General features: G+C 66.0%; 11 protein-coding genes. 5 read left to right on the forward strand and 6 right to left on the reverse strand.

What is annotated here, in order from left to right:
- Positions 1 to 19 precede the first annotated feature (19 nt).
- From ACM608_RS08990 to ACM608_RS09005, 4 genes are all read right to left on the reverse strand, one after another.
- Positions 20 to 1,081 (reverse strand): DNA-directed RNA polymerase subunit alpha, encoded by a 1,062-nt coding sequence (locus ACM608_RS08990; protein ID WP_419682889.1) that lies wholly within the window; start codon positions 1,079 to 1,081, stop codon positions 20 to 22.
- An 85-nt stretch (positions 1,082 to 1,166) separates the two neighbouring features.
- Entirely contained in the window at positions 1,167 to 1,556 is a 390-nt protein-coding gene (gene rpsK / locus ACM608_RS08995; protein ID WP_136161901.1) for a 30S ribosomal protein S11, read from the reverse strand.
- 101 nt (positions 1,557 to 1,657) lie between these two features.
- Complete coding sequence (gene rpsM / locus ACM608_RS09000; protein ID WP_419682890.1) at positions 1,658 to 2,026, reverse strand: 30S ribosomal protein S13; 369 nt, start codon at positions 2,024 to 2,026, stop codon at positions 1,658 to 1,660.
- A gap of 296 nt (positions 2,027 to 2,322) precedes the next feature.
- Complete coding sequence (locus tag ACM608_RS09005) at positions 2,323 to 3,615, reverse strand: hypothetical protein (protein ID WP_419682891.1); 1,293 nt, start codon at positions 3,613 to 3,615, stop codon at positions 2,323 to 2,325.
- A gap of 122 nt (positions 3,616 to 3,737) precedes the next feature.
- Between ACM608_RS09005 and ACM608_RS09010 the strand changes: the two genes are divergently transcribed.
- On the forward strand, positions 3,738 to 4,796 hold the full coding sequence (locus tag ACM608_RS09010; protein ID WP_419682892.1) for an NAD(P)-dependent alcohol dehydrogenase: 1,059 nt from the start codon (positions 3,738 to 3,740) through the stop codon (positions 4,794 to 4,796).
- Here ACM608_RS09010 and ACM608_RS09015 read toward each other — a convergent pair.
- Positions 4,784 to 5,854, reverse strand: coding sequence for an acyltransferase family protein (locus ACM608_RS09015; protein WP_419682894.1), 1,071 nt, complete (start codon positions 5,852 to 5,854; stop codon positions 4,784 to 4,786). The genes ACM608_RS09010 and ACM608_RS09015 overlap by 13 nt on opposite strands.
- A 62-nt stretch (positions 5,855 to 5,916) precedes the next feature.
- On the opposite strand from ACM608_RS09015, the gene ACM608_RS09020 reads away from it, so the two are divergent.
- Positions 5,917 to 6,429 carry a DUF6438 domain-containing protein gene (locus ACM608_RS09020; RefSeq protein ID WP_419682895.1) on the forward strand — a complete coding sequence of 171 codons (513 nt, stop codon included), beginning with the start codon at positions 5,917 to 5,919 and terminating at the stop codon, positions 6,427 to 6,429.
- A complete protein-coding gene (locus ACM608_RS09025; protein WP_419682896.1) occupies positions 6,408 to 6,944 on the forward strand; it encodes an N-acetyltransferase family protein in 537 nt (178 codons plus the stop codon). Before ACM608_RS09020 ends, ACM608_RS09025 begins: the two co-directional genes overlap by 22 nt.
- Positions 6,945 to 7,208: 264 nt before the next feature.
- Here the strand turns inward: ACM608_RS09025 and ACM608_RS09030 are convergent, their stop codons facing one another.
- Positions 7,209 to 8,138 (reverse strand): AEC family transporter, encoded by a 930-nt coding sequence (locus ACM608_RS09030; RefSeq protein WP_419682897.1) that lies wholly within the window; start codon positions 8,136 to 8,138, stop codon positions 7,209 to 7,211.
- Between the two features lie 189 nt (positions 8,139 to 8,327).
- Here ACM608_RS09030 and ACM608_RS09035 point away from each other — a divergent pair, with 189 nt between their 5' ends.
- Positions 8,328 to 10,493 (forward strand): TonB-dependent siderophore receptor, encoded by a 2,166-nt coding sequence (locus ACM608_RS09035; protein WP_419682898.1) that lies wholly within the window; start codon positions 8,328 to 8,330, stop codon positions 10,491 to 10,493.
- Between the two features lie 381 nt (positions 10,494 to 10,874).
- Complete coding sequence (gene rpoB, locus ACM608_RS09040; RefSeq protein ID WP_419682899.1) at positions 10,875 to 15,038, forward strand: DNA-directed RNA polymerase subunit beta; 4,164 nt, start codon at positions 10,875 to 10,877, stop codon at positions 15,036 to 15,038.
- Positions 15,039 to 15,081 lie beyond the last annotated feature (43 nt).

Here is a 15,081-nt window from a genome sequence, read left to right on the forward strand (position 1 = left end):
ACGCTTGTTTGGTAGAGCCTTAAAACTCCTGTTCGAGCTTCTTGGCCATTTCCTCGATGTTCTCCGGCGGCCAGCCGGGGATCTCCATGCCGAGGCGCAGGCCCATCGACGACAGGACTTCCTTGATCTCGTTCAACGACTTGCGGCCGAAGTTCGGAGTGCGCAGCATCTCCGCCTCGGTCTTCTGAACCAGATCGCCGATGTAGATGATGTTGTCGTTCTTGAGGCAGTTGGCCGAACGGACCGAAAGCTCCAGCTCGTCCACCTTCTTGAGGAGGTAGCGGTTGAGCTGGTTGGCGTCCTGCTCCGGCTCGGCACCGGCCGCGACCGGCACGCCGCTCGTGGCGGGGGCGGCGGAGAGGACCATGCCCTCGTCGAAGTGGACGAAGAGCTGCAGCTGATCCTGCAGGATGCGCGCGGCATAAGCGAGCGCGTCGTCCGGCGAGACGGTGCCGTCGGTCTCCACCGTCAGCGTCAGCTTGTCATAGTCCAGTTCCTGACCGACGCGGGTATTCTCGACCTTGTAGGCCACCTGCCGGACCGGCGAGTAGAGCGCGTCGACCGGGATCAGGCCGATCGGCGCATCGGCCGGACGGTTGTTCGCGGCCGGGACATAGCCCTTACCGATGTCGGCGGTCAGCTCCATGTTGAGCGTCGCGCCCTCGTCGAGATGGCAGATCACCAGTTCCGGATTCGCGACCTCGATGTCGCCGGTGACGGCGATCATGCCCGCAGTCACCTCGGCCGGGCCGGTCGCCGTGAGCTGAAGGCGCTTCGGCCCTTCGCCCTGCATGCGGAGCGCGACCTGCTTGATGTTCAGGACGATATCGGTCACGTCCTCACGCACGCCGGCGAGCGACGAGAATTCGTGCAGCACGTTCTCGATCTTGATCGAGGTGACGGCGGCGCCCTGCAGCGACGAGAGCAGCACCCGGCGCAGCGCGTTGCCGAGCGTCAGACCAAAGCCGCGCTCCAGCGGTTCCGCGACGAAGGTGGCCTTGCGGCGCTGATCGCCACCCGCCTTCTTCTCGAGACCGTTGGGCTTCTTCATTTCCTGCCAGTTCTTGGCGTTGACGGCCATGTTTTTCCCTCAGGGTTGGGCCAGGACGCGTCCGCCCCGGCCGGAATATGTCAGTGGAGGACGGACATGCCGCCCCCCGGCAGGATCAGACGCGGCGGCGCTTGGACGGGCGAACGCCGTTATGCGGGATCGGCGTCACGTCGCGGATGGACGTGATCTGGAAGCCGACCGCCTGCAGCGCGCGGAGCGCGGATTCACGGCCCGAACCGGGGCCCTTCACCTCGACCTCAAGGGTGCGGACGCCGTGGTCCGCCGCCTTCTTGCCGGCGTCCTCCGCCGCGACCTGCGCGGCATACGGCGTCGACTTACGGCTGCCCTTGAAGCCCATCATGCCGGCCGAGGACCAGCTGATCGCATTGCCCTGGGCATCGGTGATGGTGATCATGGTGTTGTTGAAGCTGGCGTTCACATGGGCGACGCCGGCGGTGATGTTCTTGCGCTCGCGCCGCTTGATGCGCTGGGGTTCGCGTGCCATCGGATCTGTCTTCCTGACCTAAATCTTTGGTGTGAGAGGCTCGAAAAGTCTCGAAAGTCGTACCTCAACGCGTACGCGCGCGAGGGAACGGACGATTTCGATTACTTCTTCTTGCCCGCGATCGGCTTCGCCTTGCCCTTGCGGGTGCGCGCATTCGTGTGCGTGCGCTGGCCGCGGACCGGCAGGCCCTTGCGGTGGCGCAGGCCACGATAGCAGGCGAGGTCCATCAGACGCTTGATGTTGACGGCGACGGTGCGGCGAAGGTCGCCTTCCACCTGATAGCCGGCGTCGATCGTCTCACGGATCTGCAGCACTTCCTGATCGGACAGGTCCTGCACGCGGCGCTGCGGCTCAATGCCCAGCTTGCCGGTGATTTCCTTAGCCTTGGCCGGGCCGATACCGTGGATGTAGGTCAGCGCGATTTCGACGCGCTTGTTGGTCGGGATGTTGACACCCGCAATACGTGCCATGTGTTACGTTCTCCTGCTCCACAGAGCGGCTGGCAACCGCCCCATCTCGTCGCGTGTGCCCCAACGGCATGATCGCGACGCGCGCCGAGAAGCGCCGCCGTGACGGTCGTTTGGGATGAGCGGGCGATACGCCTGAGGAACGGGGGAGTCAAGCGGGGGTTCCATGCCCTGCGGCAGGACCTCTCACGCCGTTTGCCTGCAGTCGCTCTTACGCCGTTCGCGCTGAGCCTGTCGAAGGGCCGGTGAGACGGTAGCGCTGGCGCTTCGACAGGCTCAGCGCGAACGGCCGCTTGAGATTACCCCGTCACCCGAATCCGGGCGAAGAGCATGAAGCTGGTCGGGTCGGAGCCGTAGGCCGGTTTGATCGCGTCCGGCATGTCGTACTTGCTGACGAGGCCGCCGAAGTCGAGCGCGACCTGCCCGACCGGCACGCTGTGATAGCCGCCGAGACTGACCTTGGTGATGTTGAAGTTGCGGCCGGCGAGCGGATTGTGATGGTCGTCGCCGAACAGTTCCGCCTTGTCGACGTTCTCGGCCCGGGCAAAGACGGTGTTGCGATCGATCTGCACGCCGCTTTCGAGGACGAAGGCGTCGCTGGTGCGGGCGTGATCGCCGCCCTTGCCGTCGTTGCGGCCCCAGGCGAAGGTCGACTGCCAGAAGCGGTCCGGGCCGATCGGGAGATGCCAGGTCACGGAGGCGGTGGTGCGGCGGACGTCTGTTTCGGGGTGCAGCCCCTCGGGACTGTTGAGCACGCCGTAGCTGACCTGACCGGAGAGGTTCGCGGTGGGGTTCCAAGTGGCGCGGACGGACCAGCTGTCCATGCGCGGCCGCTCGATATTCCAGCGGTGTTCGTCGGGTTCGCGGCCGGTGAAGACGGAGCCTTCAAGCTTCACGGTCTTGAACGCCACACCGGCGGTGGCGACGCCGAAGGTGATGTGTGTGGAATCGAGCCAGTGATGGGCGATCGGCGCCTCCGGATTCGCGAGGCCGGAGAAGCGGTGCATGAAGGTCGCGGGGCCAAGCGCGGGCTCGCCGGGGAGGGCGAGGTAGAGGAAGCCGGAGACGCCGTCGGCCAGCGGATGGCTGTAGGTTGCGGATAACTCCATGAAGAGGTCGTGCGGGTGCTGGCGATCGACCAGTTCGGTCACGCCGTCCGCCGTCTCGCCGGTGGCGAAGAGGAGAGGATAGCCGCGCTTGCCCATGAGGGGATCGAGGCTGCCCATCGCCTTGAGGGTCAGCGTCCCCTCGCCCACCGGCCGCTGCGCCATGCCCATCAGCATGGAGGCGGCGAAGGTCTTGCTGCCCCCGCGCGGCCCGCCCTGATCGTCATAGGTGAGCGTGGCGAAGCCGTGTATCATGGTGGACCAGTCGCCGGCCTGACCCATGATCGCCATCATCGGCGCGCTATCCGGCTGCCAGGCGGTGCCGGATGCGTCGCGGGTCATGCCGTAGCGCCCGAGCGCACCGGTCATGCTCGATCCGCCCACATCGTGCCCGGCGTGCGACGCGGACATGTCATGGCCGTCGTGCATCTGGGCCGAGGCGAGGCCCGGCGTGGCGATCAGCGCCAAGGTCAATAGGATACGCATGGCGCGCGATTACAGCCGGAACGCGGTGTCGCCCAGCCCCAACAAAAAAGAGGGCCCCCGGCCATTGCGGATCGGGCTAGCCGATTTATCTACCGACCGGTCCAGAAGGAGGTCCCCCTGACATGAAAGCCAATGCCTACGCTGCGCAATCGGCGACGACCCCGCTTGCCCCCCTCGCCATCCAACGCCGGGAGCCCGGACCGGGCGATGTCGCGATCGACATCCTCCATTGCGGCGTCTGCCATTCCGATCTCCATCAAGTCCGCGCGGAATGGGAGGGGACGTTGTTCCCCTGCGTTCCCGGCCATGAGATCGTCGGGCGGGTGACCGCGGTCGGCGCGAACGTCACCAAGTTCAAGGCGGGCGATCTGGTCGGCGTCGGCTGCATGGTCGACAGCTGCCAGCATTGCTCCGCCTGCGACGAGGGGCTGGAGCAGTATTGCGAAAACGGGTTCACCGGCACCTATAACGGCGAGACGCCGGACGCGCCGGGGCACACGCTGGGCGGCTATTCCGACAAGATCACCGTGCGGGAGGAGTTCGTCCTGCGCATCGGCCATGACGAGAAGGATCTCGCCGGGGTGGCGCCGCTGCTCTGCGCCGGGATCACCACCTGGTCGCCGCTGCGCCACTGGAACGCCGGGCCGGGCAAGAAGGTCGGCATCGTCGGGATCGGCGGGCTCGGCCATATGGGCATCAAGCTCGCCCATGCGCTCGGCGCGCATGTCGTCGCGTTCACGACCTCGGAGTCGAAGCGGCAGGATGCGCTGGATCTCGGCGCGGACGAGGTCGTGGTGTCGCGCAACGAAGAGGATATGGCGGCGCAGGCCGGCACGTTCGACTTCATCCTGAACACGGTGGCGGCGAGCCATAATCTCGATCCGTTCATCGCCGCATTGAAGCGGGACGGGACGATGACGCTGGTCGGTGCGCCGGAGCATCCGCACCCCTCGCCGCAGGTCTTCCCGCTGATCTTCGGGCGGAAGTCGATCGCCGGGTCGCTGATCGGCGGCATCGCGGAGACGCAGGAGATGCTCGATTTCTGCGCCGAGAAGGGCATCACCGCCGAGATCGAGCGGATCGCGATGAACGAGATCGAAGGTGCTTACGACCGGATGTTGAAGAGCGATGTGAAGTATCGCTTCGTCATCGACATGGCGACGATGGATCAGGCCGCCTGAACGCGTGGGCGCGCGCCGGCGAGGCGCGCGCCCAATGCAGCACGGGCGGGCCGATCGTAGAGGACGAGCACCGCCCAGGCCGTTGGGAGCACGGCGAGGAGCGCCAGCAGACGGAAGGCTCCGTCGGTAAGCCCGAGAGGCGCGAGGAGCAGCGCCAGCGCCGCGCTGAACGGGAACTGGATCGCGTAGAGCGGGTAGGACAGTTCACCGAGGATGCGGCACCCCTCCGCTTGGGTGAAGTTCAACACGACCGAGGCTCCCGCGATCAGGACGAGTGGAAAGAAGACCGTGACCGCCAAGGCGTCGAACAGGCCGTTCACCGGCGCGTGGTACGGTGCCGCGAGGAGCGCGGCGAAGGTCAGCAGGACGAGCGCTGGCGATGCGGGCCTGGCCGGCATGAGCCAGCCTCTCCAGCGATAGATCAGGATGCCGAGCGCGAAGGAGAACAGCGTCCGCATCAACGTGGCCGGGAGGGTTCCGGCGCGCGCGCCGATGTTCAGGTCGTTGGAGGTCGCCGCGACATACAAGACCCCGACGAGGCTCACCGCGACGATCCCGATGAGCACGCGATCGCTCAGCCAACGCCTTACCGTGACGGCGTAGAGGATGTTGACGAGCACCTCCATCGCGAGCGACCACATGGCGACGTTGAGGACGAAGCTGTCCTCACGCCCGAGCCGCGTCAGTTCGGGAAGGAGGAGCATGTTCGAGAGCAGCGAGGCCATGTCCTTGGGCCCATCGACTGCTGCAAAGCCGACCAGCGTGGTCAGGATCACCAGCGGGTAGAGGCGGATGGCGCGCGCGACGAGGAAGCGGGCGCAATAATCGGCGCGGGTGCGGAGGCGGTCCTCATAAGCGGCAGCGATGACGAAGCCGCTGAGCAGGAAGAAAAAGTCGACAGCCAGATAGCCGTGCTGCATCGCGTTCTCGGCCGGGCCAGCGAAGGTGTAGTGATAGATCACCACCATCATCGCCGCGACGCCGCGCAGGCCGTCGAGGAAGACGAACCGTCCCGCTTGGCCCTGCGGCATGGCTGCGGTTGGTGGCTCGGTCTTCATCACGCTCCCACACCGCGCGAAGCCGCGATGGAACCGGACGATAGAACGGATGTCTTAAGAGAATGCCCTTTCCTCGCCTCGCCGCCGCCCTTCCCTTCGCCCTCTCGCTCGCCGCCTGCGCCACGCCCGCGCAACAGGCGGAGAGTTCCGGTCCTTCAGACGATAGCGTCGCTATCACCGTCGCCCAGGGGCCGTGCTTCGGGACGTGTCCTGTCTACGAGGCGCGCCTGACCGACAAGGGAGAGCTGACCTTCGACGGCAAGCGCTTCACCGCGCAGGGTGGTGTGCAGGCGGCGGTGCGTCCGCCGGAGAGCTTCACGGCGCTGCGCCAGTATCTTGCGCCTTACCGGCCAGCGGTAGGGACCACGGTACGAACGCGCGAGGGCGCGGGGTGCGCGCCGATGGTGACCGACATGGTCGCGATCACCGTTACCTGGGAGGGTGTGGACGGACGCCGGACGGTGCTCGACCACTATACCGGCTGCCGATCGGCCGAGGCGACCGCGACGAGCGAGGCGCTGCGGCAGGTCCCGGAGTGGATGGGGATCACCGAATGGGTGAAGCGGCCGGAGTGAGCGGGTGGACGGTCCGCGGGGCGGGCGTGGAGGACGCCGAGCGGCTGGCGCTGGTCGGTGCCGCGACCTTCCTGGAGACCTTCGCCGGTGTGCTGGAGGCCGAGGCGATCGTGCCGCATTGCACGCGGGAGCATAGCGCCGAGGCGTACCGGCGGTATCTGGAAGGAGGCGCGACCGCCTGGCTGGCCGAGGCCGATCCGGGCGGTGCGCCGATCGGCTATGCGCTGAGCGCCGAGCCGAAGCTGCCGGGAGCGGGGGATGGCGATCTCGAACTGAAGCGCATCTACACGCTGTCGCGCTTTCACGGCAGCGGCATGGGCACGGCGTTGATGGATGCGGCGGTGGCGGATGCGAGGGAGCGCGGGGCCAAGCGCCTGCTGCTCGGCGTCTATGCGCTGAACGCGCGGGCGATCGCGTTCTATGGGAAGAACGGCTTTGCGCAGGTCGCTACCCGGCGGTTCCGTGTGGGCGAGCGTGAGTATGACGACGTGGCGCTGGCGCGGGTGCTCGCCTGATCCGACGTCCATTCGTATTGGAACGGCGCACAGCGCTGCCTAAGACGGTTCAGACAGTATGGACGGCAACATGTGTTCGCTATGTGCGTCCTGCACGGTGGAAATTTTTTCAGGCCGACGACACGGGGTCCGGCTTTCGGCCGGAACGCGGCATGTGCCGCGCCTCTAGGCGGATGGTCGATTAAGCTTTCTAAAGTCCGCCCGGGTTGAGAGGCCCCGCGTCTGCCTGACGCTATATCTTCCGCCGCCGAGTCGCGCCAGATGTCAGCGCAACAGCGTGGCGACCACGGTGACGCTGACGATCGACAGCACCGTCGATATCAGGATGACGCGTGATGCCAGGCGCGCCTCTTGGCCATAGAGAGAGGCGAGCATGAAAGGGCCGGTGCCCGTGGGTTGCGCGGCGATCAGCACCGCCGCCATCGCCCAGTCTCGCGGCATCGTCAGCAAGCCGAAGGCGATCGCCGCCGTCACCGCCGGCTGCAGCAGCAGCTTAACGGAGACAAGCCAGGCCACCCGTCCGGCCGGGGCTGCGCCCGTCTCCTCGCGCTGCGCAAGCGACATCCCGATGGTCACCAGCGCACAGGGCGATGCCGTCGATCCCAACATGTCGGCGAAGACATGGAGCGGCACCGGCATCGGGAGCCGCAGCGCCCCCCAGACGCCCCCCGCCAAAGGCGCGAGCACCAGCGGGTTGCGCAAGGTCGACGCTACCACCCGCGCCAGCGTCGGCCCCAGCCTGCCCCCGCGATGCCTGTCGTATTCCGCCATGCCGACGGTCACCGCGAACAGCACGACGACCGTCAGCAGCGTCGCCAGGATCGCCGCCGCCAGCCCCGTCGCCTGTCCGACCAGCGCCACCGCCACCGGAATGCCCAGGAAGGTCGCATTGGCATAGCCGGCGGTCAGCCCGTCGATGCCACGCCGCGTCAGCCCCGGCCCACCGGTGGCGATCCCGATGGCGAACGCGACCACCATTCCGGCGCCGAAGGAGAGGAGAAACCCCGGCTGCCAGACATCCACGAACCGCGCCTCCGCCATCGCCCGGAACAGCAACGCCGGCAGCGCCAGCCAGATCACGAACGCGGTCAAATATCCCACAGCATCCCGCCCCAGCCCCCTGATGCGGGCAAAGCCGAAACCGGCGGCGATCAGCGCGAAAATCGGCAGAACGGTGAGGAAGATGGCGATCACGGGTGCCGCTGTTCACGACCGACCCTTCGGTGGCAAGCCTCCGCCCGAGGCGACGCACCTACCGAACTTGCCTGTTGCGAACGACTCTCACGTCCCGTAACGGACACTGACTTTGCGAGGCATTCGCGGCGGCACGAGATCGCCGGAGCCGCAGGGCGGGGATCACCTTTTCAGAGTGGGGACACGATCATGTTGTTGAGGCATACTCTTCTGCTGGGCTGCGCAATCGGCGGCATCCTGGCGGCACCGGCGGTAGCTGCGGAGGCCGACGCCCCCGCATCGGCGACCCCGGCCGAGGAGAATGCGCCAGACGAGGATTCCATCGTCGTCACCGGAACCTACACGGTGCCCAACAAGATCGACACCGCCACCGGCCTTGGCCTGACAATCCGCGAAACGCCGCAGTCGGTCAGCGTCGTCACCTCGCAGCGCATCCTCGACCAGAACCTGATCAGCGTGAAGGACGTGATCGTCAATGCGGTCGGTGTCTCCGCCAACGAGGTCGATGACGTTCGCAACAACTTCTACGCCCGCGGCTTCGAGATCCGGAACACGCAGGTCGACGGCGTTCCGGCCGCCTGGACACTCGCCGGCGGCAATGGCGAGACCAGCATCGACGTCTCGATCTACGAGCGGGTCGAGATCGTGCGCGGCGCGACCGGCCTGCTGTCGGGCGCGGGCGACCCGTCGGCCTCGGTCAACCTCGTCCGCAAGCACGCGACCGCGACCGAATGGACCGGCTACGTCAATGCCAGCTACGGCAGCTGGAACACCTGGCGCCTCTCAGGCGACGTCGGCGGTGCGCTCACTGCGGACGGTCGCATCCGCGCTCGCGTCGTCGGTCGCTATGAAGAGGGCGAGAGCTACATCGACATCCAGGACAAGAAGAAGTGGGTGGTCTACGGCGTCGTCGAGGCCGACCTGACCGACAGCACGCTGGTCCGCGCCGGCATCAGCCATCAGGATACCAAGCCGAAGGGCGCGACCTGGGGGGCGCTGCCGACCTTCTACACCGACGGATCGACCACCGACCTCGATCGCTCGCAGAGCACAGCGGCGAAGTGGACCTATTGGAACAGCACCAACCAGAACATCTTCGCCACCGTCCGCCAGGACTTCAGCGACCGCTGGAACCTCACCTTCAACTATAACCGCTTGCGCAACACCGGCGACACGCAGTTGCTGTACCTTTACGGCAACGTGAACAAGGCGACCGGAACGGTCGAATTCAGCAACCCATACAAGTCGAAGGGGGTCAGCACCCAGAACAGCTTCGATGCACAGCTAAAGGGCGAAGTGGCCCTTTTCGGCCGCGACCATGAGGTGGTGGTGGGGGCGCTGCACAGCATTCTGAAACGGCACACGGACAACTTGGTGGCGCCGTTCCCCTGGGCGACCGACGTGCCGGTGATTGGCGACGGCGGCGCGGACTTTCCGGAGCCCGTGTTCGACACCACCCCGGTTCGCAACGAACAGGAGCGCATCAAGCAGACCGGCTATTACGGCGCGTTCCGCCTCAACGTCGCGGATCCGTTCAAGGTCATCCTGGGCGGCCGCCTCGCCAGTTGGAAGCAGAAGGGTTTCGCCTGGAGCGGCCCAAGCGACTACGGCGACGACAACGTCTTCATTCCCTATGTCGGCGCGCTCTATGACGTCACGCCGAACCATCGAGTCTATGCGAGCTACACGAAGATCTTCCAGCCGCAGAACCTCTACGACATCAACCTGAACCTGCTCGATCCGCTGGACGGGGAGGCTTATGAGGTCGGCCTGAAGAGCAGTTTCTTCAACGAGGCGCTGCAGACCTCGATCGCTCTGTTCCGCATCAAGCAGGACAATGTCGGTCAGATCGGGGATGTCATTGTGACGCCGACCGGTCCGCAGCAGACCTATGTCGCTGCCGCCGGCGTCACCAGCAAGGGCTTCGAGATCGAGGCGACCGGGCAGCCGATGCCCGGCTGGAACATCAATGCCAGCTACAGTCAGTTCAAGGCCGAGGACGCCGACGACATTCCGGCAAACACCAACCAGCCGCGCAAGCTGCTCAAGATCTTCACCACCTACGATCTGCCCGGCATATTCGAGGGTCTGACGATCGGCGGCGGCGTCAACTACCGCAGCAAGGCGTATTCGGAAGGATTGAACCCGGTCCGCGGAACCCCGTTCCGCTTCCAGCAGGACGGCTACGCTCTCGTCAGCCTGATGGCGCGCTATGCGATCAACGATCAGCTTCAGCTGCAGGGCAATTTCGAGAACCTGACCGACAAGAAGTACTACAGCCAGATGGGCTTCTTCAGCCAGTATCGCTACGGCGCGCCGCGCAACTGGACGGTCAGCCTGAACTACCGGTTCTAACCCCCGAGGCTTCGGCGGCACCACCGCACGGCGCCTCACCCGGCTGTCGCCCCGGCTCGCTGCCGGGGCGTCCTTGTTTGCGACCCCCTTCCCTTCCGGTGCAAGCGGGCCTATATCGCCTCTAACGACTCCGGCCTCGCCTCGGCGCGGTCAGCCGTGATGCCCCGGGACAGGGTCCGTAGCGCGACGGACCAGGACGAATGGGGGCGCAGCGGTGGGTCCATACGACGCTGGAAGCTACGACGTCCGAGAGCCCGGACATCGTGGCTTTTTCGTCGTCTGGCGTATGCTCTTCCGGCGGCGATCCGTCGCGGAATTGCGGTGAATGGCTCCGATCCGGCTGCAAGGCCGCTGGTTAGACGGCGCGAGGCATAAAGACACATGGCGACCCAGGCAGTTCCGACGGCACCCACCAGCGGAGCGAAGAAGCGCATCCGCAAGGTTTTCGGCAACATCCACGAAGTGGTGCAGATGCCGAACCTGATCGAGGTTCAGCGCGAAAGCTACGAGCAGTTCCTGCGCTCCGATCCCTCGACCGGCTATGTCTCGGGGCTTGAGAAGACCCTTCGCTCGGTATTCCCGATCGGCGACTTCGCCGGCACGGCGGAGCTGGATTTCGTCCAGTACGAGCTGGAAGAGCCGAAGTTCGACATCGAGGAATGCCGTCAGCGCGGCATCACCTACGCCGCCCCGATGCGCGTAACCCTGCGCCTGATCGTGTTCGAGGTGGATCCCGATACGGAGACCCGCTCGGTCCTCGATATCAAGGAGCAGGACGTCTACATGGGCGACATGCCGCTCATGACGTCGAACGGCACCTTCGTCGTCAACGGCACCGAGCGCGTGATCGTCAGCCAGATGCACCGCTCGCCGGGCGTCCTGTTCGACCATGACCGGGGCAAGACCCACGCGTCGGGCAAGTACCTCTTCGCCGCGCGTGTGATCCCCTATCGCGGCTCCTGGCTCGACTTCGAGTTCGACGCCAAGGACATCGTCAACGTTCGCATCGACCGGAAGCGCAAGCTCCCCGTCACGACCCTCCTCTACGCGCTCGGCCTGAACGCGGAGGACATCCTCGGCCAGTTCTACAAGACCGCGTCCTATGTGCGCGGCGAAGGTGGCTGGAAGGTGCCCTTCGTGGCCGAGAACTGGCGCGGTGCGAAGCCGACCTTCGATGTCGTCAACGGCGACAGCGGAGAGGTCGTGTTCCCCGCCGGTCAGAAGATCAGCCCGCGCGCCGCTAACAAGGCCGGCAAGGACGGCCTCGCCAACCTGCTGATCCCGACCGAGGAGATCCTCGGCCGCTATTCGGCCTATGATCTGATCGACGAGTCCACCGGCCGCATCTACATCGAGGCGGGCGACGAGGTGACTCCGGAGAACCTGGAGAAGCTCGACCAGGCCGGCATCGAGAAGCTTGAGCTGCTCGACATCGACTATGTCTCCACCGGACCCTGGATCCGCAACACGCTGAAGGCCGACAAGGTCGAGGATCGCGATCATGCGCTCTCCGAGATCTACCGCGTCATGCGCCCCGGCGAGCCGCCGACGAAGGAAACGGCCGAGGCGCTGTTCGGCGGCCTGTTCTTCGATCCGGAGCGCTACGACCTCTCGGCCGTGGGCCGCGTAAAGCTCAACATGCGCCTCGACCTCGATGTCGAGGACACCGTCACCACGCTCCGTACCGAAGACATCCTTGAGGTCGTGAAGACCCTGGTGAACCTGAAGGACGGCAAGGGCGAGATCGACGACATCGACAATCTCGGCAACCGCCGCGTCCGTTCGGTGGGCGAGCTCTTGGAGAACCAGTACCGCGTCGGCCTGCTCCGCATGGAGCGCGCCGTGAAGGAGCGCATGTCCTCGGTCGACGTGTCGACCGTCATGCCGAACGACCTGATCAACGCCAAGCCTGCGGTCGCTGCGGTGCGCGAGTTCTTCGGTTCGTCGCAGCTGTCGCAGTTCATGGACCAGACCAACCCGCTCTCCGAAGTGACGCACAAGCGTCGCGTCTCGGCGCTCGGGCCGGGCGGCCTTACCCGCGAGCGCGCGGGCTTCGAGGTCCGCGACGTCCATCCGACGCACTATGGCCGCATCTGCCCGATCGAGACGCCGGAAGGCCCGAACATCGGCCTGATCAACTCGCTGTCGACCTTCGCCCGCGTCAACAAGTACGGCTTCATCGAGACGCCGTACCGCAAGATCGTGGACGGCAAGGTCACCGGTGACGTGGTCTACCTCTCCGCGATGGAGGAGCAGAAGCACACCGTCGCGCAGGCGAACGCCGAGCTGGACGCCGAGGGCCGCTTCGTCGAGGAGCTGATCTCCGCGCGTGAGGCGGGCGAGTTCCTGATGGCTCCGCGCGATCAGATCACGCTGATGGACGTCTCGCCGAAGCAGCTCGTCTCCGTCGCCGCCTCGCTGATCCCGTTCCTGGAGAACGACGACGCGAACCGCGCGCTGATGGGCTCGAACATGCAGCGTCAGGCCGTGCCGCTGGTGAAGGCGGAAGCGCCCTTCGTCGGCACCGGCATGGAAGAGACCGTGGCCCGCGATTCCGGCGCCGCGATCTCCGCCAAGCGCGCCGGCATCGTCGATCAGGTCGACGCCGCCCGCATCGTCATCCGCGCGACCGGAGAGGTCGAGGCCGGCAAGTCGGGCGTCGACATCTACACGCTGATGAAGTTCCAGCGCTCAAACCAGTCGACCTGCATCAACCAGCGTCCGCTGGTGAAGGTGGGTGACCGGGTGAACAAGGGCGACGTGCTGGCTGACGGCCCGTCCACCGAGTTCGGCGAGCTGGCGCTGGGCCGCAACACCCTCGTCGCGTTCATGCCATGGAACGGCTACAACTACGAGGACTCGATCCTGATCTCCGAGCGGATCGTGAAGGACGACGTCTTCACGTCGATCCACATCGACGAGTTCGAGGTCATGGCCCGCGACACCAAGCTCGGGCCGGAGGACATCACCCGCGACATCCCGAACGTCGGTGAGGAGGCGCTGCGCAACCTCGACGAGGCCGGCATCGTCTACATCGGTGCCGAGGTGGAGCCGGGCGACATCCTCTGCGGCAAGATCACGCCGAAGGGCGAAAGCCCGATGACGCCGGAGGAAAAGCTTCTCCGCGCCATCTTCGGTGAGAAGGCCAGCGACGTGCGCGACACCTCGCTCCGCCTGCCGCCGGGCGTTGCCGGTACGGTCGTGGACGTTCGCGTCTTCAACCGCCACGGCATCGACAAGGACGAGCGCGCGATGGCGATCGAGCGCGAGGAGATCGACCGCCTCCGCAAGGACGCCGAGGACGAGCGTGCGATCCTCAACCGCTCGACCTTCGCCCGCCTGCGCGAGATGCTGCTCGATCAGGTCGCGACCGCCGTGCCGAAGGGCGGCAAGAAGGGTGCGACCATCGACGCCGCCACCCTCGACGCGGTCGAGAAGCGCGACTGGTGGAAGTTCGCTGTCGCCGACGATGCGCGCCAGGCCGATCTTGAGGCGGTGAAGGGCCAGTATGATGAGGCCGCCGGCGTCATCAAGGCGCGCTTCGACGACCGCGTCGAGAAGCTGCAGCGCGGTGACGAGCTGCCGCCGGGCGTGCTCAAGATGGTCAAGGTCTTCGTCGCGGTGAAGCGCAAGCTGCAGCCGGGCGACAAGATGGCCGGCCGTCACGGCAACAAGGGCGTCATCTCCCGCATCCTGCCGAACGAGGACATGCCGTTCCTCGCCGACGGGACGCCGGTGGACATCGTGCTCAACCCGCTGGGCGTGCCGTCGCGCATGAACGTCGGTCAGATCTTCGAGACCCATCTCGGCTGGGCCGCGCGTGGCTTGGGCAAACAGGTGACCGAGGCGCTGGAAAGCTGGCGCGAGGCGAACCCCGATCCGAAGGCCGGCCAGGCCCCGGATGCGGTGCGCGAGCGTCTGAAGGCGGTCTATGGCGAGCAGTATCACGGCGAAGTCGACGGAATGACCGACGACCACGTCGTCGAGATGGCGGGCTACCTGAAGAACGGCGTGCCGATGGCGACGCCGGTCTTCGACGGCGCCCGTGAAGCGGACGTGTCCGACATGCTGACGCTGGCGGGCCTCGACACCTCGGGCCAGTCCGACCTGTTCGACGGGCGCACCGGCGATCAGTTCGACCGCAAGGTGACCGTCGGCTACATCTACATGCTGAAGCTGCACCACTTGGTCGACGACAAGATCCACGCGCGTTCGATCGGGCCGTACTCCCTCGTCACCCAGCAGCCGCTGGGCGGCAAGGCACAGTTCGGCGGTCAGCGCTTCGGCGAGATGGAGGTCTGGGCGCTCCAGGCCTATGGCGCGGCGTATACCTTGCAGGAGATGCTGACGGTGAAGTCCGACGACGTGGTCGGCCGCACCAAGGTCTATGAGGCGATCGTCAAGGGCGACGATACGTTCGAGGCCGGCATCCCCGAGAGCTTCAACGTGCTCGTCAAGGAAATGCGCTCGCTGGGCCTCAACGTCGAACTCAACACGCTCGATGCGTCAGAGGACGGCGACGAACTGCCCCAGGCGGCGGAGTGATGTGAGCTGAGCGCTGCCCTCCGAAGGCAGCGCTCAACCGCTC

The sequence above is a fragment of the Sphingomonas sp. ID0503 genome (assembly GCF_048565625.1).
Lineage (GTDB): Bacteria > Pseudomonadota > Alphaproteobacteria > Sphingomonadales > Sphingomonadaceae > JBLZUR01.

Excerpts from the sequence above, each read along its gene's own strand:
- ACM608_RS09020 (WP_419682895.1), top strand. The coding sequence starts at position 5,917 with ATGCCCTTTCCTCGCCTCGCCGCCGCCCTTCCCTTCGCCCTCTCGCTC.
- rpsK (WP_136161901.1), bottom strand. The coding sequence starts at position 1,556 with ATGGCACGCGAACCCCAGCGCATCAAGCGGCGCGAGCGCAAGAACATC.
- ACM608_RS08990 (WP_419682889.1), bottom strand. The coding sequence starts at position 1,081 with ATGGCCGTCAACGCCAAGAACTGGCAGGAAATGAAGAAGCCCAACGGT.
- rpoB (WP_419682899.1), top strand. The coding sequence starts at position 10,875 with ATGGCGACCCAGGCAGTTCCGACGGCACCCACCAGCGGAGCGAAGAAG.
- ACM608_RS09010 (WP_419682892.1), top strand. The coding sequence starts at position 3,738 with ATGAAAGCCAATGCCTACGCTGCGCAATCGGCGACGACCCCGCTTGCC.
- ACM608_RS09025 (WP_419682896.1), top strand. The coding sequence starts at position 6,408 with ATGGGTGAAGCGGCCGGAGTGAGCGGGTGGACGGTCCGCGGGGCGGGC.
- ACM608_RS09005 (WP_419682891.1), bottom strand. The coding sequence starts at position 3,615 with ATGCGTATCCTATTGACCTTGGCGCTGATCGCCACGCCGGGCCTCGCC.
- ACM608_RS09035 (WP_419682898.1), top strand. The coding sequence starts at position 8,328 with ATGTTGTTGAGGCATACTCTTCTGCTGGGCTGCGCAATCGGCGGCATC.
- rpsM (WP_419682890.1), bottom strand. The coding sequence starts at position 2,026 with ATGGCACGTATTGCGGGTGTCAACATCCCGACCAACAAGCGCGTCGAA.
- ACM608_RS09015 (WP_419682894.1), bottom strand. The coding sequence starts at position 5,854 with ATGAAGACCGAGCCACCAACCGCAGCCATGCCGCAGGGCCAAGCGGGA.